Source organism: Pseudorhodoferax sp. Leaf267 (assembly GCF_001422405.1).
GTDB lineage: Bacteria > Pseudomonadota > Gammaproteobacteria > Burkholderiales > Burkholderiaceae_C > Pseudorhodoferax.
On record NZ_LMMV01000001.1, the window covers coordinates 1,052,199 to 1,069,609 of the forward strand.

Annotated in this window: 19 protein-coding genes, 1 tRNA gene and 2 pseudogenes; 8 read left to right on the plus strand and 14 right to left on the minus strand. The window is 66.1% G+C overall.

Annotated elements, in window-relative coordinates:
- Positions 1-8: 8 nt before the first annotated feature.
- The 5 genes from ASF43_RS04620 to ASF43_RS04640 are packed head-to-tail and all read left to right on the plus strand — an operon-like array spanning position 9 to position 3,795.
- Complete coding sequence (locus ASF43_RS04620; RefSeq protein WP_056177170.1) at positions 9-1,226, plus strand: type II secretion system F family protein; 1,218 nt, start codon at positions 9-11, stop codon at positions 1,224-1,226.
- Positions 1,226-2,200, plus strand: coding sequence for an A24 family peptidase (locus ASF43_RS04625; RefSeq protein ID WP_056177172.1), 975 nt, complete (start codon positions 1,226-1,228; stop codon positions 2,198-2,200). Before ASF43_RS04620 ends, ASF43_RS04625 begins: the two co-directional genes overlap by 1 nt.
- A gap of 5 nt (positions 2,201-2,205) precedes the next feature.
- Complete coding sequence (gene coaE / locus ASF43_RS04630; RefSeq protein WP_056177174.1) at positions 2,206-2,832, plus strand: dephospho-CoA kinase; 627 nt, start codon at positions 2,206-2,208, stop codon at positions 2,830-2,832.
- Positions 2,829-3,584: a cell division protein ZapD gene (zapD, locus tag ASF43_RS04635; RefSeq protein WP_056177176.1), complete on the plus strand. Its 756-nt coding sequence runs from the start codon at positions 2,829-2,831 to the stop codon at positions 3,582-3,584. Before coaE ends, zapD begins: the two co-directional genes overlap by 4 nt.
- Before the next feature lie 7 nt (positions 3,585-3,591).
- Positions 3,592-3,795 (plus strand): DNA gyrase inhibitor YacG, encoded by a 204-nt coding sequence (locus ASF43_RS04640; RefSeq protein WP_056178119.1) that lies wholly within the window; start codon positions 3,592-3,594, stop codon positions 3,793-3,795.
- 4 nt (positions 3,796-3,799) lie between these two features.
- Here the strand turns inward: ASF43_RS04640 and ASF43_RS04645 are convergent, their stop codons facing one another.
- Genes ASF43_RS04645 through secA form a run of 4 tightly spaced genes read right to left on the minus strand, consistent with a single transcriptional unit; the run spans position 3,800 to position 9,133 of the window.
- Entirely contained in the window at positions 3,800-4,270 is a 471-nt protein-coding gene (locus ASF43_RS04645; protein WP_056177178.1) for an NUDIX domain-containing protein, read from the minus strand.
- The gene (locus ASF43_RS04650) at positions 4,267-5,139 is read right to left on the minus strand and encodes an ATP-binding protein (protein ID WP_056177180.1); all 873 of its coding nucleotides are present in this window, start codon (positions 5,137-5,139) and stop codon (positions 4,267-4,269) included. The genes ASF43_RS04645 and ASF43_RS04650 overlap by 4 nt, the downstream gene beginning before the upstream one ends.
- Complete coding sequence (argJ, locus tag ASF43_RS04655) at positions 5,136-6,365, minus strand: bifunctional glutamate N-acetyltransferase/amino-acid acetyltransferase ArgJ (RefSeq protein WP_056177182.1); 1,230 nt, start codon at positions 6,363-6,365, stop codon at positions 5,136-5,138. The genes ASF43_RS04650 and argJ overlap by 4 nt, the downstream gene beginning before the upstream one ends.
- An 8-nt stretch (positions 6,366-6,373) precedes the next feature.
- A complete protein-coding gene (gene secA, locus ASF43_RS04660; RefSeq protein WP_056177184.1) occupies positions 6,374-9,133 on the minus strand; it encodes a preprotein translocase subunit SecA in 2,760 nt (919 codons plus the stop codon).
- Between the two features lie 183 nt (positions 9,134-9,316).
- On the opposite strand from secA, the gene ASF43_RS04665 reads away from it, so the two are divergent.
- Positions 9,317-9,622, plus strand: a complete 306-nt coding sequence (locus ASF43_RS04665; protein WP_056177186.1) for a DciA family protein — start codon at positions 9,317-9,319, stop codon at positions 9,620-9,622.
- On the opposite strand, the pseudogene ASF43_RS31980 reads toward ASF43_RS04665, so the two are convergent.
- The 4 genes and pseudogenes from ASF43_RS31980 to ASF43_RS31555 form a co-directional block, all read right to left on the minus strand.
- Positions 9,619-10,317: pseudogene (locus ASF43_RS31980) on the minus strand (energy-coupling factor ABC transporter ATP-binding protein). The gene ASF43_RS04665 and the pseudogene ASF43_RS31980 sit on opposite strands and share 4 nt — an antisense overlap.
- Positions 10,310-10,498, minus strand: coding sequence for a hypothetical protein (locus ASF43_RS31155; RefSeq protein ID WP_056177191.1), 189 nt, complete (start codon positions 10,496-10,498; stop codon positions 10,310-10,312). The pseudogene ASF43_RS31980 and the gene ASF43_RS31155 overlap by 8 nt, the downstream one beginning before the upstream one ends.
- On the minus strand, positions 10,495-10,785 hold the full coding sequence (locus ASF43_RS31550; RefSeq protein WP_235578119.1) for an energy-coupling factor ABC transporter permease: 291 nt from the start codon (positions 10,783-10,785) through the stop codon (positions 10,495-10,497). The genes ASF43_RS31155 and ASF43_RS31550 overlap by 4 nt, the downstream gene beginning before the upstream one ends.
- A gap of 65 nt (positions 10,786-10,850) precedes the next feature.
- Positions 10,851-11,228: pseudogene (locus ASF43_RS31555) on the minus strand (energy-coupling factor ABC transporter permease); the annotation flags it as partial.
- A gap of 175 nt (positions 11,229-11,403) precedes the next feature.
- On the opposite strand from ASF43_RS31555, the gene serA reads away from it, so the two are divergent.
- Positions 11,404-12,639 carry a phosphoglycerate dehydrogenase gene (gene serA / locus ASF43_RS04690; RefSeq protein WP_056177193.1) on the plus strand — a complete coding sequence of 412 codons (1,236 nt, stop codon included), beginning with the start codon at positions 11,404-11,406 and terminating at the stop codon, positions 12,637-12,639.
- Between the two features lie 54 nt (positions 12,640-12,693).
- Here serA and ASF43_RS04695 read toward each other — a convergent pair.
- The 6 genes from ASF43_RS04695 to petA all read right to left on the minus strand — a co-directional run bounded on the left by ASF43_RS04695 (position 12,694) and on the right by petA (position 16,831).
- A tRNA-Thr gene (locus tag ASF43_RS04695) sits at positions 12,694-12,769 on the minus strand.
- Positions 12,770-12,823: 54 nt separating this feature from the next.
- Positions 12,824-13,318 (minus strand): ClpXP protease specificity-enhancing factor, encoded by a 495-nt coding sequence (locus ASF43_RS04700; RefSeq protein WP_200932426.1) that lies wholly within the window; start codon positions 13,316-13,318, stop codon positions 12,824-12,826.
- A 15-nt stretch (positions 13,319-13,333) separates the two neighbouring features.
- Positions 13,334-13,945 carry a glutathione S-transferase N-terminal domain-containing protein gene (locus ASF43_RS04705; RefSeq protein ID WP_056177195.1) on the minus strand — a complete coding sequence of 204 codons (612 nt, stop codon included), beginning with the start codon at positions 13,943-13,945 and terminating at the stop codon, positions 13,334-13,336.
- A gap of 87 nt (positions 13,946-14,032) precedes the next feature.
- Positions 14,033-14,800, minus strand: a complete 768-nt coding sequence (locus ASF43_RS04710) for a cytochrome c1 (RefSeq protein WP_056177197.1) — start codon at positions 14,798-14,800, stop codon at positions 14,033-14,035.
- A 14-nt stretch (positions 14,801-14,814) separates the two neighbouring features.
- Positions 14,815-16,224, minus strand: coding sequence for a cytochrome bc complex cytochrome b subunit (locus tag ASF43_RS04715; RefSeq protein WP_056177198.1), 1,410 nt, complete (start codon positions 16,222-16,224; stop codon positions 14,815-14,817).
- Positions 16,225-16,231: 7 nt separating this feature from the next.
- Positions 16,232-16,831, minus strand: coding sequence for a ubiquinol-cytochrome c reductase iron-sulfur subunit (gene petA, locus ASF43_RS04720; RefSeq protein ID WP_056177201.1), 600 nt, complete (start codon positions 16,829-16,831; stop codon positions 16,232-16,234).
- A gap of 154 nt (positions 16,832-16,985) precedes the next feature.
- Here petA and mscL point away from each other — a divergent pair, with 154 nt between their 5' ends.
- Positions 16,986-17,411, plus strand: coding sequence for a large conductance mechanosensitive channel protein MscL (gene mscL, locus ASF43_RS04725; protein WP_056177203.1), 426 nt, complete (start codon positions 16,986-16,988; stop codon positions 17,409-17,411).

Here is a 17,411-nt window from a genome sequence, read left to right on the forward strand (position 1 = left end):
AAGGATCTATGGCCACCGCAGTTTCCAGGGACGTCAAGGAGTTCGTCTTCGAGTGGGAGGGCAAGGACCGCAACGGCAAGCAGGTGCGCGGGGAGACGCGCGCGGTCGGCGAGAACCAGGTGCAGGCTTCGCTGCGGCGCCAGGGCGTGTTCCCCACCAAGATCAAGAAGCGCCGCATGCGCGGCGGCAAGTCGATCAAGCCCAAGGACATCGCCATCTTCACGCGCCAGCTCGCCACCATGATGAAGGCTGGCGTGCCCTTGCTGCAGGCTTTCGACATCGTGGGCCGCGGCAACTCCAACGCCAGCGTGACCAAACTCTTGAATGACGTGCGCATGGACGTGGAGACCGGCAGCTCGCTGAGCGCCGCGTTCCGCAAGTTCCCGCTGTACTTCAACAACCTGTACTGCAATCTGGTCGAGGCCGGTGAGGCCGCCGGTATTTTGGAGGCGCTTCTGGACCGGCTGGCCACCTACATGGAAAAGACCGAGGCCATCAAGTCCAAGATCAAGTCGGCGCTGATGTACCCGATCTCGGTCATCGTCGTGGCTTTCATCGTCGTCACGGTGATCATGATCTTCGTGATTCCGGCCTTCAAGGAGGTGTTCAGCTCTTTTGGCGCCGACCTGCCGGCGCCCACCCTGCTCGTCATTTCGATCAGCGAGGTCTTCGTGCAGTACTGGTGGCTGATCTTCGGCGGCATCGGCGGCACGCTGTACTTCTTCATGCAGGCCTGGAAGCGCAACGAGCGCATGCAGCAGGCGATGGACAGGTTGTTGCTGCGGGTGCCCGTCTTCGGCACGCTGATCGAGAAGTCCTGCGTCGCACGCTGGACGCGCACCCTGTCCACGATGTTCGCGGCCGGCGTGCCGCTGGTGGAGGCGCTGGACTCGGTCGGTGGCGCATCGGGCAACTCAGTCTATGCCGTGGCCACCGACAAAATCCAGCAGGAGGTGTCGATCGGCACCAGCCTGACCGCCGCGATGACGAATGCCAACGTGTTCCCGATGATGGTGCTGCAGATGTGCTCGATCGGCGAGGAGTCTGGCTCCATCGACCACATGCTGGGCAAGGCGGCCGACTTCTACGAGGCCGAGGTGGACGACATGGTCGCCGGCCTGTCCAGCCTCATGGAACCGATCATCATCGTCTTCCTGGGCAGCCTGATCGGCGGCATCGTGGTCTCGATGTATCTGCCCATCTTCAAGCTGGGCCAAGTGGTCTGATGGTGGCCGAGGCGTGGTTGAACGCTGCACTCGGCGGCGGGCTGGGCTTGCTGATCGGCAGCTTCCTGAACGTCGTGGTCTACCGCGTGCCCGCCATGATGTACCGCGACTGGCTGCGTGAATCGTCCGATAACCTGATGGCCGCCGACCCGGCCTACGGCGTGCAGACCTCGCTGTGGGACCTGGTCTTTGGCAGCCGCAAGCCGGTGCCGCCACCGCCGCAGCTGTACGCCAGCGCAGCCGCCGTCGGGAAAGCGCTGGACGCCCTGGCGCCGCTGGACCTCATGCGCCCGCGCTCGCGCTGCGGCCATTGCGGCCATGCGATCCGCTGGTACGAGAACGTGCCGGTGCTGAGCTACCTGGCCCTGCGCGGCCGCTGCGCCGGCTGCCACGGCCGCATCAGCCCACGTTACCCGCTGGTCGAACTCGCGACCGGCCTGCTGTTCGCGTTGTGCGGCTGGCGCTGGGGCCTGACACCGCTGGCCCTGGCCTGGGCCGTGTTCGCGGCGCTGCTGCTGTGCCAGTTCCTGATCGACATGGACACGCAGTTGCTGCCCGACTCGCTCAACTACCTGCTGCTGTGGAGCGGTCTGGTCGTAGCCGCGCTGGGCTGGACGGTGCCGTTGGAACTGGCGCTGTGGGGCGCCGTGGCGGGCTACCTGGTGCTGTGGGGCTTCTTCCATGCCTACCGGCTGCTGACCGGCAAGGAGGGCATGGGGTACGGCGACTTCAAGCTGCTGGCCGCACTGGGCGCCTGGCTGGGGGCAGACCACCTGCTGGCCATCCTGCTGCTGTCGTCCATCGTCGGCGCCCTGCTGGGCGGGGCCATGCTGCTGGTCGGCAAGCTCGCCCACAAGGACGTCCCGATCGCGTTCGGCCCCTTCCTGGCCGGCGCAGGCCTGGTCTGCTTGATCGCGGGGCCGAACGAGGTGCGCCATCTGGTGCCCTTCGCGTTCCCGTTCTCGCTGCGTTGAGTGCCATGCGCACCCTGGGCCTGACCGGCGGCATCGGCAGCGGCAAGAGCACGGTCTCCCGGATGCTCGTGGATCTGGGCGCTGCGCTGATCGATGCGGACGCGAACTCGCGCACGGTCACGGCAGCCGGCGGGTCGGCGATCGCCGCCATCCGTGCCAGCTTCGGCGACACCCTGATCGCGCCAGACGGCGCACTGGACCGCGTCCGCATGCGCGCCCTGGTGTTCCAGGATCCGGATGCCAAGCGGCGGCTGGAAGCCATCGTGCACCCGCTCGTGGGCCAGCTCGGCCAGCAGCAGCTGGAGGCGGCGCGGGCTGCCGGGCGCACGGTCGTGGTCTATGACATCCCCTTGCTGGTGGAGTCCGGCCGCTGGCGTGCGCAGGTCGATGCCGTGCTGGTCGTGGACTGCCTGGAACAGACGCAGGTCGCGCGCGTGGTCCAACGCAGTGGCCTGGACGAGGCCGCCGTGCAGGCCATCATCGCAGCGCAGGCGACGCGCGCCATGCGCCTGGCCGCGGCGGACGCCGTGATTTACAACGAGGGGCTTTCCCTTGCGGACCTGCAGGTTGAAGTGAACGGCTTCGCGCAGGGCTTCGGGCTATCATCGCCGGTGATCGGAAGCCGAGCGTGATCCTATACGAGTACCCATTCAACGAACGCATCCGCACCTATCTGCGTCTGGAGCATCTGTTTCGCCGCCTGGTGGAACTGCTGCCCCGGGACCATCCGGTCGATCACCATTTCGCGCTCGTCACGCTGTTTGAGATCATGGATGTCGCCGCGCGCGCAGACCTGAAATCGGATGTGCTGAAGGACCTGGAGCGCCACAAGGCGCAACTGGCCGGCTACCGCGAGAACCCGTCCATCGACCAGGACGTGCTGGAGGACGTGATCGGCCAACTCGAGGCCTGCTTCACGGCCCTGCACGAACAGCCCGGCAAGGCCGGCCAGCCGCTGACCGAGAACGATTGGCTCATGAGCCTGCGCAGCCGCGTGAGCATTCCGGGCGGCACCTGCGGGTTCGATCTGCCGGCCTACTACGCCTGGCAGCACAAGGACGCCGAAACGCGCCGCCAGGCCATCGGCCGTTGGGCGTCGACCATGGCGCCGCTGGCCGAATCGATCCAGCACCTCTTGAAGATGCTGCGCGATTCCGGCGCGCCGCAAAAGGTCATGGCGCTGGCGGGCCAGTTCCAGCAGAACCTGCCGCAGGGCCGCAGCTACAACCTGCTGCGCCTGCGCATCGACCCCGCCCTGGACCTGATCCCCGAGATCAGCGGCAACCGCCTGATGATCTCGGTGCGCCTGATGCGCCAGGGCGAGGACGACAAGCTGCATGCCTCCAGCGAGGACGCAGCATTCGAACTGGCGCTGTGCGCCTGAGGTGGTGATGGAGCAGCCCGAGACCACGCGTTGGGTCGTCTGCCCCACCTGCAAGGGCCAGAGCCTGTACGGCCCGGCCAACCGCTTCCGCCCGTTCTGCAGCGAGCGCTGCAAGGACATCGATCTGGGCGCCTGGGCCAGCGAGAGTTTCGCCGTGCCCGACCCCACGCCACCGGACGATCAGCCCTTCGGCGACCCCCGGCTGCAGTAGCGCCTCAGGCGCAGGTCGCGCCCGTGAAGCCGCGCTCGGCGGCCAGCCAGTCCAGCACCGGCAAGGCGCCCGGCAGCACGGGCGACAGGGCCACTGGCAGCGCAGCCCAGGCGAAGCTCTGCGCCTCGCGCATGTCCAGCTCGCCCGTCCAGGCCCGCACCTTGCAGAAGTTCAGCCGCACCAGCGCATGCGGGTAATCGACCAGCTCCGTCTTCCAGGGCTCCGCGGCCTCGATCACGATGCCGATCTCCTCGTGCAGCTCGCGGCGCAAGGCCTGCTCGACGGTCTCGCCCGCCTCCAGCTTGCCACCCGGAAATTCCCAGTAGCCCGCATAGACCTTGCCGGCAGGCCGCGAGGTCAGCAGGAAATCGCCGTTAGCTGCCAGCAGGATGCCCACCGCCACCTCGACCGGCGCCCGGTCCGCGCCGCCGACACGCGGGCGATCGCCGTCGGCCACCAGCGGCGCACGCGTCATGCGGCGTGCTGCCCCGCGTAATCGCGCGCGAACTGGTAGGCCACGCGGCCACTACGCGAGCCGCGCTCCAGCGCCCAGACCAGGGCCTCGGCGCGCGAGGCCTCGATGGCCGCGGCCGGCACGCCCAGCGCGCTCAGCCACTGCGCCACGATGGTCAGGTACTCTTCCTGCGTGAACGGGTAGAAGCTGACCCACAAGCCGAAGCGCTCGGACAGGGAGATCTTCTCTTCCACCACTTCGCCCGGGTGCACCTCACCGTCGTCCGTGTGCTTGTACGTGAGGTTTTCCTTCATGTACTCGGGCAGCAGGTGGCGCCGGTTGCTCGTGGCATAGATCAGCACGTTGGGCGTGGATGCAGCCACCGAACCATCGAGGATCGACTTGAGCGCTTTGTAGCCGGGCTCGCCGTCCTCGAAGCTCAGGTCGTCGCAGAAGATCATGAACTTCTCGGGGCGCTGCGCCACGACCTCGACGATGTCGGGCAGGTCCACGAGGTCTGCCTTGTCGACTTCGATCAGGCGCAGGCCGCGCGGCGCGTACTCGTTCAGGCAGGCGCGGATCAGCGAGGACTTGCCCGTCCCGCGCGCGCCCGTCAGCAGCACATTGTTGGCCGGCTTGCCGTCCACGAACTGCAGCGTGTTGCGCTGGATCTTGTCCTTCTGTCCGTCGATCTCCTTGAGGTCGGACAGCTGCATCGCGCCCACATGGCGCACCGGCTCCAGTAGCGCATGGCCGGAGCTGCGCTTGCGGTAGCGGTAGGCGATGGATGCGCCCCAGTCGGGTTCGGACAATGGCGCCGGCAGCACGCGCTCGATGCGCGCCATCAGTTGCTCGGCTTTCTGGAGCAGGCGCTCGAAACTCTCGTTCATGACCGGTAATCGGCGTTGATGCTCACGTAGTCGTGCGAGAGATCGCAGGTCCAGACCGTGTCGGCCGCCACGCCGCGGCCCAGGCCCACGCGGATCGTGATCTCGCTCTGCTGCATGACGCGCTGGCCGTCTTCCTCGCGGTACTCGGGCCGGCGGCCACCACGCGTGACCACGTGCACGTCGTCCAGATGCAGTTCGATCTTCGTCTGGTCCAGGTCCTCGATGCCGGCATAGCCGACCGCCGCCAGGATGCGGCCCAGGTTCGGGTCGCTGGCGAAGAAGGCCGTCTTGACCAGTGGCGAGTGCGCGATGGCGTAGGCCGCCAATCGGCATTCCTCGGCCGTCTTGCCGCCTTCCACGCGCACGGTGATGAACTTGGTCGCGCCCTCGCCGTCGCGCACGATGGCCTGGGCGAGCTTCTGCGCGACCTGCAGCATCGCGGCTTTCAGGGCCTGGCCATCCGCCGAGTCCCATGACGCGATGACCGGGTGCTCGGCTTTCTGCGTCGCGATCACCACGAAGGAGTCGTTCGTGGACGTGTCGCCATCGATGGTCACGCGGTTGAAGGACGCGTCCGCCAGGTCCTTGGCCAGGCTTTGCACCAGCGCCGGCGCGATGCGCGCATCGGTCGCCAGGAAGCCCAGCATGGTTGCCATGTTCGGCCGGATCATGCCGGCGCCCTTGCTGATGCCGGTGATGCTGACCGTGGCGCCCGAGATCTGGACCTGCGCACTGAAGGCCTTGGGCACGGTGTCCGTGGTCATGATGCCTTCGGCGGCGCGGGCCCAATGGTCTGGCTGGGCATCGGCCAGCGCTGCGGGCAGGCCCGCGATGATGCGGTCGGCCGGGAGCGGCTCCATGATCACGCCGGTGGAGAACGGCAGCACCTGCTCGGGTGCGAGGTCCAGGTGCTGGGCCAGCGCCACGCACGTGGAGTGCGCACGTGCCAGGCCATCGTCGCCGGTGCCGGCATTGGCATTGCCGGTGTTGATCAGGATGGCGCGCACGCCATGGCCGGCGGCCAGGTGGTTGCGGCAGATCTGCACGGGGGCGGCACAGAAGCGGTTCTGCGTGAACACGCCGGCCACGGCCGCGCCCTCGTCGAGCAGCACGACCGTCAGGTCCTTGCGGTTGGCCTTGCGCACGCCGGCTTCGGCGACACCGATGCGCACGCCGGCCACGGCATGCAGGTCGGCGGGGTTCGGGGCGGTGAGATGTACGGGCATGCTCGTCCTTATGCCAGCTTGCCGTGGCACTGCTTGAACTTCTTGCCGCTGCCGCATGGGCAGGGGTCGTTGCGACCAACACGCTGGCCGTCCATGGCCAGCGGGTTCGCGCGCGCGGTGCTTTCGTCCAGCCGCGACTCCACCTCGCCGGTCTCCGTCGGCGCCGTGTAGGTCACATTGGCCACGCGCTCGCCGCGGCTCTCCAGATCCTGCGCCGCCTGCTCGATCTGCTCGTTGGACTGCACGCGCACGGTCATGAGCAGCTTGGTCACGTCGTTCTTGACCGCGTCCAGTAGTTGGCCGAACAGCTCGAAGGCCTCGCGCTTGTATTCCTGCTTGGGCTGCTTCTGCGCATAGCCGCGCAGGTGGATGCCCTGGCGCAGGTAGTCCAGCGAGGACAGGTGCTCGCGCCAGTGCGTGTCGATGCTCTGCAGCAGCACCATGCGCTCGAATTGCGTGAAGTTCGCCCCGCCGACCAGCTCGACCTTGGCCGCGAAGGCGGCGTCGGCTGCAGCGACGACCTTTTCCAGGATGTCTTCGTCGGTGATGGCATTCGAGGCCTCGACCTCGGCGGCCAGCGGCAGCGTGATCTGCCAGTCCTCGGCCAGCGTCTTCTCCAGCGCCGGCAGGTCCCATTGCTCTTCCACCGACTCGGCCGGCACGAACTGGCGCACCAGGTCGGTGAAGCAGCCGTGGCGCAGGCCGCGGATCACGTCGTTCAGGTCGGCCGCGTCCAGGATTTCGTTGCGCTGCGTGTAAATGACCTTGCGCTGGTCGTTGGCGACGTCGTCGTACTCGAGCAGCTGCTTGCGCATGTCGAAGTTGCGCGCCTCCACCTTGCGCTGTGCGCTCTCGATGCTGCGCGTGACGATGCCGGCCTCGATGGCCTCGCCCTCGGGCATCTTGAGCCGGTCCATGATGGCCTTCACGCGGTCGCCCGCGAAGATGCGCATAAGCGGGTCGTCCAGGCTCAGGAAGAAGCGTGAGGAACCCGGGTCGCCCTGCCGCCCGGAACGGCCGCGCAGCTGGTTGTCAATGCGGCGCGACTCATGGCGTTCGGTGGCGATGATGCGCAGCCCGCCGAGCGACGTCACGGTCTCGTGGTCGATCTTCCACTGCGCGCGCGCGCGTTCGATCTCGGCTGCCTTGTCGGCCTCGTCCAGCGACGCATCGGCCTCAATGGCCTTGATCGCCATCTCCAGGTTGCCGCCCAGCACGATGTCGGTGCCGCGGCCCGCCATGTTGGTGGCAATCGTGATCATCTTGGGCCGGCCGGCCTGGGCCACGATGTCGGCCTCTCGCGCATGCTGCTTCGCGTTGAGCACCTGGTGCGGCAGCTGGGCCTGGTCCAGCAGCTTGTCGATGATCTCGGAGTTCTCGATCGAGGTCGTGCCGACCAGCACCGGCTGGCCGCGCTCGTGGCATTCGCGGATGTCCTTGATCGCGGCGTCGTACTTTTCCTTGGTCGTCTTGTAGACACGGTCCAGCTGGTCTTCGCGCTTGCTGGGCCGGTTGGGCGGAATCAGCATGGTTTCCAGGCCGTAGATCGACTGGAACTCATAGGCTTCGGTGTCTGCCGTGCCGGTCATGCCGGCCAGCTTGGCATACAGCCGGAAGTAGTTCTGGAACGTAATGGAGGCCAGGGTCTGGTTCTCGGGCTGGATGGCCACGCCTTCCTTGGCTTCGACGGCCTGGTGCAGGCCTTCACTCCAGCGCCGACCGCTCATGAGGCGGCCCGTGAACTCGTCCACGATCACGACCTCGCCACCCTGCACCACGTAGTGCTGGTCACGGTGGTAGATGTGGTTGGCCCGCAGCGCTGCGTACAGGTGGTGCATCAGCGTGATATTGGACGGGTCGTACAGCGACGCGCCCTCGGGGATCAGGCCCAGGCTGGACAGGATGCGCTCGGCGTTCTCATGGCCCTGCTCGGTCAGGAACACCTGATGCGACTTCTCATCGACCGTGAAGTCGCCCGGCTTGGTCACGCCCTCGCCGGTGCGCGGGTCGGCCTCGCCCTCTTGCCGCGTCAGCGCCGGCACGGCCTTGTTGATGGCCAGGTAGAGCTGGGTGTGGTCTTCGGCCTGGCCGCTGATGATCAGCGGCGTGCGGGCCTCATCGATCAGGATCGAGTCCACCTCGTCGACGATGGCGAAGTTCAGGCCGCGCTGCACGCGGTCGCGCACCTCGTAGACCATGTTGTCGCGCAGGTAGTCGAAGCCGTATTCGTTGTTCGTGCCGTAGGTGATGTCCGCGTTGTAGGCGGCCTGCTTCTCCTCGCGCGACATCTGCGGCAGGTTGATGCCGACGGTGAGGCCCAGGAAGTTGTAGAGCTGGCCCATCCAGGTCGCGTCGCGGTTGGCCAGGTAGTCGTTGACCGTGACCACGTGCACGCCCTTGCCCGACAGCGCGTTCAGGTACACCGGCAAGGTGGCGGTGAGCGTCTTGCCCTCGCCCGTGCGCATTTCGGCGATCTTGCCGTTGTGCAGCGCCATGCCGCCCAGCATCTGCACGTCGAAATGCCGCATCTTCATGACGCGCTTGGAGCCCTCGCGCACGACGGCGAAGGCCTCGGGCAGCAGGTCGTCCAGCGATGTGCCGGCCGCCACGCGGTCCTTGAACTCCTGGGTCTTGCCGCGCAGTTGCTCGTCAGAGAGCTTCTCGAACTGGGACTCCAGCGCATTGATCGCCTGCACCGACTTGCGGTATTGCTTCAGCAGCCGTTCGTTGCGACTGCCGAATATCTTGGTCAGGAAATTGATGTTCATGAATGCGAGATCGCCCCTGCCCGCTACGGCTGCGAGGCGACCGAAATCCCTTGAAAGAAGGTGGAATCCGTTGTGGCTGCGAGGGCGCCAACCCGGCTGCGCCATGCGCGGCCTGCCCTTGCCAAACCGGCGATTTTATGCCGGGCGGCCTGATGCGCCGGGCGGCCCCGATAATCCCGGTCCATGCACCCAGGCCAACGCTCCTACACCTTGCAGCAGGCCGTGCAGGACTCAGCCCCGCTGGCTCGGCTGACCGCGCTGGCGCGCGAGTCGGGCGAACGGCTGGCGGCTGTCCAGGCGCTGATCCCTCCTGCGCTGCGCCGCGGCATCCGGCCCGGGCCCATCGACGGCCTCAGCTGGTGCCTGCTGGTGGACAACAGCGCGGCCGCCTCCAAGCTGCGCCAATTGCTGCCTACGCTGCAGACAGCCTTGCGCGCGCGCGGCTGGGAGGTCGATGCCATCCGCGTGAAGATCCAGGCGCGGCTCTAGGCCAGGTCGGCGCGGCGCAGCAGCGCAGGGTCGCGCGAGGCTGCGTCCAGCGGACCGTCCAAGGCCATCGCGCCATCGCGTCCGCGCGCCCAGCCGCGGGCCAACGCGAGTTGGTGCGTACTGACCACCACCGTGCCATCGCTGTGCGCGAGCCAGTCGAGCAACCAGCCAGCCGTGCGCGGGTCCAGATGGGCCAAGGGCTCATCGAGCAACAGCAGCCGCGGCTCCATGACCAGCACGCAGGCCAGGGCCAGGCGCTGCTTCTCGCCTCCCGACAACAGGAACGGCGGCTTGTCCAGCAGGTGGGCGATGCGCAGCTGGCTTGCCCACTACGCGATGCGCAACTCTGCGTCCGGCAGCCCCAGCCAGCGCGGTCCATAGCCGATCTCATCGCGCACCATGGGGTTGAACAGCATGGCTTCGGGGTGCTGGAACAGCAGGCCGACCTCGCGGCGAAAGCGCCTGGACCAGTCCGTGCGCCGCGCACGCTGCGCCGTGACCGCCTCGCCGTCGTAGCGGTGGGTGCCGGCCGTGGGAAACAACAGCGCGTCCAGCAATCGCAGCCGCGTGGTCTTGCAGCCGCCATTGGCGCCCAGCAGCACGATCTTCTCGACGGGTCGTGCTGCCAGCGATAGCCCGAACGAGACTGGTGCGGCATCGGGCCAACCGAAGGCCACGCGCTCCAGTTCACTCATCGAAGCCGCCGCGTGCGCGCACGGCCAGCGTGGACACCGCGGCGCGGGCCACGGGCTGGTCCAGCAAATGGCCGGCCGTGGCCGCGCCATGCCGGCTGCGCGCTCGTAGCCTTGCCGCGCCCGGTGTGCGGCTGCAAAACGCCAGCGCGTGGTCGCGCACGAGCCAGCGCAGCGGCGTCATGTGGACCAGCGCCAGTGGCGCGCACGGGCCAGGCGCCAGACCAGCACGGCCAGCACGGCCTCGCCCAAGCCGACCAGCACATGCGGCAGCAAGATCGCGGGCAACACCACGGCCAGCCCGAAGGGGAAGAACAGCGATGAACCGTCGGCGCGCTGCACAAGCCAGGGTTGCAGGCCCAACACCACCGCCACGAGTGCGGCAGACACCATGACCGCACACCAGGCGGCGAGCGCAACGGCCAGCTCTTCTTGCCAGTCTCGCGCCAGCCGGTACACGCCAACGGCCACCAGCGCGCCGCGCCGCAGATGGCCAGCGCATTGCCCGGCAGCGCCGTGATGCCGCCGGCGCCGAACAGCAAGGACTGCAGCAGCAACACCAGGCTGCAGCTCAGGAAGGCCAGGCGCACGCCGAACAGCAGCGCCAGCAGGGTGATGCCGATCGCATGCACGGAAGTGCCCCCCGGCAGCGGCAGCATGACCAAACCCATGCCGTAGGCCAGGGCTGTGAGCGCGGCCAGGCGCGGAACCAGCGCCTCGTCCAGCTGCAAACGCAGTCCACGGCCGGCGGCCCACCAGCCCCCCCCCCGACGCCAGCCCGTAAGCGGGCAGATAGGTCTGCGGCGACAGGAAGCCGTCGGGGATGTGCATGGGGCCGAGCTCAGGCCGGACGGCGGCGGCGCACGGCCTGCCGCAGCAGCAGGCCCAGACCGAGGATCACGCAGACGCCCCATCTAGCGCGTTGCCAGAGCGGCACCTGCGCCGCCTCTGCCTGACGCCCTGCCCAGCGCGGCCCTGCTGCTTGTCCGCATTGGCGACATTGCCAAAGCGCTGCGTGCAGGGCGTGCCGCGCGCCCCCCATCGTAAGATCGCCCTCCCTTTTCCCAGCCACTCGGCGCGCACGCATCCATGACGCTTCCCACGACCTCCCTGGACAAAGCCAAGATCAAGTTTTTGCTGCTGGAGGGCGTGCATGCCTCGGCCGTGGACCTGCTGCGATCCGCGGGCTACAGCCAGATCGAGTCGCTGCCCTCGGCACTGCCCGACGCCCAGCTCAAGGAGAAGATCGCCGATGCGCATTTCCTGGGCATCCGGTCGCGCACGCAGCTCACCGAGGAGGTGTTCGCCCACGCCCACAAGCTCGCAGCTGTGGGCTGCTTCTGCATCGGCACCAACCAGGTCGATCTGCAGGCGGCGCGCGCGCGCGGCATCGCGGTCTTCAACGCGCCCTACTCCAACACCCGCTCGGTGGCCGAGCTGGTCATTGCCGAGGCCATCCTGCTGTTGCGCGGCGTGCCGGCCAAGAATGCCGCCGCGCACCGTGGCGGCTGGCTCAAGACGGCCGAAAACTCCTACGAGATCCGAGGCAAGACCCTGGGCGTGGTCGGCTATGGCGCCATCGGCACGCAGCTGTCGGTGCTGGCCGAAAGCCTGGGCATGCACGTGCTGTTCCACGACATCGTGGCCAAGCTGCCGCTGGGCAATGCGCGCCAGGTCGCCAGCCTGCCGGAGCTGCTGGCCGCAAGCGACATCGTGACCCTGCATGTGCCCGAGACGCCGTCCACACAATGGATGATCGGCGCCGCGCAGATCGCGGCCATGAAGCCTGGCAGCATCCTGATCAACGCCTCGCGCGGCACGGTGGTGGAGATCGATCCGCTCGCGCAGGCCATCCAGTCCGGCAAGCTGCTCGGCGCGGCCATCGATGTGTTTCCGGTCGAACCGCGTGGCAACCACGACGAGTTCCAGTCGCCCTTGCGCGGGCTGGACAACGTGATCCTCACGCCGCACATCGGCGGCTCCACGCTGGAGGCACAGGCCAATATCGGCATCGAGGTGGCAGAGAAGCTGGTGCGTTACAGCGACACCGGCACCACGACCTCGTCGGTCAATTTCCCCGAGGTTTCACTGCCCTCGCACCCAGGCAAGCACCGCCTGCTGCACGTGCACCACAACGTGCCAGGCGTGCTGTCGGAAATCAACCGCATCTTCTCGGACAACCAGATCAACATCGCGTCGCAGTTCCTGCAGACCAACGACAAGATCGGCTACGTGGTGATCGACCTGGATGCCAGTTCGTCGGAAATGGCGCTCCAGAAGCTGGCCCAGGTGCCGGGCACGATCCGCAGCCGCGTGCTGTTCTAGTCTGCCCAAAACAAAACCCGCGATGCCTGGGCGGGCATGCGGGTTTCGAGTGAATGGTGCCGATTGTCGGAATCGAACTGACGACCGTCCGCTTACAAGGCGGGTGCTCTACCAACTGAGCTAAATCGGCGGATGGGAGACAGCGAGGGATTCTACTGAAGCCCCGAGCTGCCGGGTCAAGGCCCTACTTCACGCGCTTGAGAGAGGGCCTCGGGCCACTGGCGCCGGGGCGCGGAGGCTCCGGCGTGTCGCCCTCGTCGGCGGGCTCAGGTGCCAACTGCAGGGTCTTGGACGATCTGTCGTCGGCATGCCCGGCCGAAGCCGGCTCGACTGCGATCGGTGCGACGCCCGCGCCGGCCACGGGCGACGGGAAAGCCATGCCTTGCCCGTTCTCGCGCGCATAGATTGCGATCACGCGGCTGATGGGCACGAGAATCTCGCGGGCCGTGCCGGCGAAGCGGGCCTTGAATTCGATGAAGTCGTTGCCGAGCTTGAGCGCGCTGGTGGCGTCGAAGCTGATGTTCAGCACGATCTCGCCGTCCTTCACGTACTCACGCGGCACCTGCACCGATTCGTCGACCAGCACCGCAACATAGGGCGTGAAGCCGTTGTCGGTGCACCATTCGTAGAGCGCCCGGATCAGGTACGGGCGCGTCGAGGTGGCGTCGAGTGCGTTCATCAAGCCCATGCCTGCTTACTTGCGCATGACCTTTTCGGACGGCGTCAACGCCTCGATGTAGGCCGGGCGCGAGAAGATGCGCTCGGCGTACTTCAACAGCGGCGCTGCGTTCTTGCTGAGGTCGATGCCGTAGAAGTCCAGGCGCCACAGCAGCGGCGCGATGGCCACGTCCAGCATGGAGAAGTTCTCCCCCAGCATGTACTTGTTCTTCAGGAACACCGGGGCCAGTTGCGTGAGGCGGTCACGGATGTGGGCGCGCGCCTTTTCCAGCGCCTTCTCGTTGCCCTTGGAGGCGCGCGATTCGAGCAGGCCGACGTGTACGAACAGCTCCTTCTCGAAATTCAGCAGGAACAGGCGCACGCGGGCGCGGTCGACCGGGTCGCCGGGCATCAACTGGGGATGCGGGAAGCGTTCGTCGATGTACTCGTTGATGATGTTCGACTCGTACAGGATCAGGTCGCGCTCGACCAGGATCGGCACTTGGCCGTACGGGTTCATGACGCTGATGTCTTCGGGCTTGTTGTAGAGATCGACGTCACGGATCTCGAAGTCCATGCCCTTTTCGAACAGGACGAAGCGGCAGCGGTGGGAAAAGGGGCAGGTCGTTCCCGAGTACAAGACCATCATGAGCACAGACTCCTAAAAATCAAAAAGAGTGGGCTGCGCCGTACGCACCCACTCTGCGGTCACCCGGGGCAGCGCCCCAGGCACGGGTTACTTGACGTCTTTCCAGAACGCCGCGTTCAAGCGCCAGGCAATCACGGTGAACACGCTCAGGAACAGCAGCACCCAGACGCCGATGCGCACACGCGTATTTTGGGCCGGCTCGCCCATCCAGGCCATGAAGCTGACCAGATCGCCCACAGCTTGGTCGTACTGCAGTGGCGTCATGCTGCCGGGCGTGACCTGCTCCCAGCCCTTGAAGACCTGGGTAGCGTGGCCGTGGCTTTGCACCTCTTCGAACACTGGGCGGCGTTCGCCTTGCAGCTGCCACAACACGTGCGGCATGCCGACACTGGGGAACGCCAGGTTGTTCCAGCCCGTCGCCTTGGTGTCATCGCGGTAGTAGGTGCGCAGGTAGGTATAGAGATAGTCGGCACCGGTGCCGCCATGGCCCGAGCGCGAACGCGTCATCAAGGTCAGGTCGGGCGGGTTCGCACCGAACCATTCCTTGGCCTTCTGCGGATCGATCGCGGCCTTCATGGTGTCGCCGACCTTCTCGGTCGTGAACAGCAGGTTGTCCTTGATCTGCTGCTCGGTCAGGCCGATGTCGCGCAGGCGGTTGAAGCGCATGAAGGCTGCGGAGTGGCAGTTCAGGCAGTAGTTGACGAACAGCTTGGCGCCGTTCTGCAGCGACGACATGTCGTTCGTCTTGAGCGGCGCCTTGTCCCAGGCGATGCCACCTTCGGCAGCTTGCGCGCCAGCCATCAGGCCGAAGGACAAGAGGAGTCCCGCGAGAAAACCGTGGATGTTTTTTTTCATGGTCAGCAATCGGCTCAGTGCGGCGTGAACGTCACGCGCGCAGGCACGGGTTTGGGCTCGCCCAGGCGGCTCCACCACGGCATGAGCAGGAAGAAGCCGAAGTAGAAGAGCGTGCCGACCTGCGACACACGCTCGCCGATGGGTGACGGGGCTTGAACGCCCAGGTAGCCGAGCACCAGGAAGTTCACGACGAACACGCCGTACACGTACTTGTGCCAGTTGGGGCGGTAGCGGATCGACTTGACGGGGCTGAAGTCCAGCCAGGGCAGGAAGAACAGGATGATCACGGCGCCGCCCATCACGACCACGCCCCAGAACTTGGCGTCGATGGACATCATGAGCGCGACAGCGACGACGGCTGCGACCACGATGACACCCTTGACCAGACCAGGCAGGCGCAGCTTGGCGACCATCAGGCCGGCGCCTAGCACCACGCAGGCCATCAGCACGTACATCATCTCGCTCGTGATCGCACGCAGCATCGAATAGAACGGCGTGAAATACCAGACCGGGGCGATATGCGCCGGTGTCTTCAGCGGGTCGGCGGGAATGAAATTGTTGTACTCGAGGAAGTAGCCGCCGAACTCGGGTGCGAAGAAGATGATCGCGGTGAACACCATCAGGAACACGCCCACGCCAAGCATGTCGTGCACCGAGTAGTAGGGGTGGAACGGAATCGCGTCGACCGAATGGCCGTTGGCGTCCTTGGGATAGTTGGGGGCCTTGACTTCGATGCCGTCCGGGTTGTTCGAGCCGACTTCGTGCAACGCGATGATGTGCGCAGCCACCAGGCCCAGCAGCACCAGCGGCACGGCGATCACGTGGAAGCTGAAGAAGCGGTTCAGCGTGGCGTCGCCGACCACGTAGTCGCCGCGGATCAGCAGGGCCAGGTCCGGCCCGATGAACGGGATGGCGGCGAACAGGTTCACGATCACCTGCGCGCCCCAGTACGACATCTGGCCCCAGGGCAACAGGTAGCCCATGAAGGCTTCGGCCATCAGGCACAGGAAGATCGCGCAGCCGAACACCCAGACCAGTTCGCGCGGCTTGCGGTACGAGCCGTACAGCAAGCCACGGAACATGTGCAGATACACGACCACGAAGAAGGCCGACGCGCCCGTGGAGTGCATGTAGCGGATCAGCCAGCCCCATGGCACGTCGCGCATGATGTACTCGACCGAGGCGAACGCCAGGTTCGCATCGGGCTTGTAGTGCATCACGAGGAAGATGCCCGTGACGATCTGGATCACCAGCACCAGCAGGGCCAGCGAACCGAAGAAATACCAGAAGTTGAAGTTCTTCGGCGCGTAGTACTCGGACAGATGTTCCTTGTACAGCTTGGACGCGGGGAAGCGGTTATCGACCCAGTTGAGCAGCTTGGCGCCGATCGGGGCGTTCGGAGAGATCTCGTTGAACTGTGCCATGTCGTCCTCAGGCCTTCTTGTCTTCGCCGATCAGAAGGCGCGTGTCGGACAGGTACATGTGCGGCGGCACTTCGAGGTTGTCGGGCGCGGGCTTGTTCTTGAACACGCGGCCGGCCATGTCGAAGGTCGAGCCATGGCAGGGGCAAAGAAAGCCACCGCCCCAATCATCCGGCAGCGACGGCTGCGCACCCGGCTGGAACTTGTCGACAGGGGAGCATCCAAGGTGGGTGCAGATTCCGACAACGACCAACACGTCCGCCTTGATCGAACGGCCTTCGTTGCGCGCGTACGCGGGCGTGAGTTCGGATGGCTTGCGTTCGGACTTCGGGTCGGCCAGCTGCGGATCGAGCTTGGGCAGCTCGGCGAGTTGCTCGGGTGTGCGCTTGATGATCCACACCGGCTTGCCCCGCCATTCGACGGTGACCTTCTCGCCGGGCTTGAGCGCCGAAATGTCGACTTCGACGGCAGCACCAGCGGCCTTGGCTCGCTCGGACGGTTGAAAGGTACTCACGAAAGGCACAGCGGTGGCGACGCCACCCACTGCACCCGCGCAACCGGAGGCGATGAGCCAGGTCCGTTTGCTGCGGTCGACCGGAATGTCACTCATGGGGTTCCTCAAACAACATCTCTTATTGGAGTCAACCGAAGATTGTAGCGGACCGCTTCAGCTGCTCTGCAGGCGCAGCTCCCCCGAAAGCAAGCGATTCCGACACGTGTTTGCAGCGAGAATGCAGCCGTTTTCAACAACGGAGATGTGTGCCATGGGCATGATGCAAGAGTTCAGGGAGTTCGCCGTCAAAGGCAACGTGATTGACCTGGCGGTCGGCGTGATCATCGGCGGCGCATTCGGCAAGATCGTCGACTCCGTGGTCGCCGACCTGATCATGCCGGTCGTGGGCCTGGTGTTCGGGCGGCTGGATTTCTCCAACTTGTTCGTCGTGCTCGGCACACCGCCCGCGGGCGTGCCGATGACGCTCGATGCCCTGCGCAAGGCCGGTGTGCCCGTGCTGGCCTATGGCAGCTTCATCACCATCGCGGTGAACTTCATCATCCTGGCCTTCATCATCTTCATGATGGTCAAGCAGATCAACCGCCTGAAGCGCCAGGCACCTCCGCCGCCGCCGGCCGCGGCCCCCGAAGACATCGTCCTGCTGCGCGAGATCCGCGACAGCCTGCAACGCAGGTAA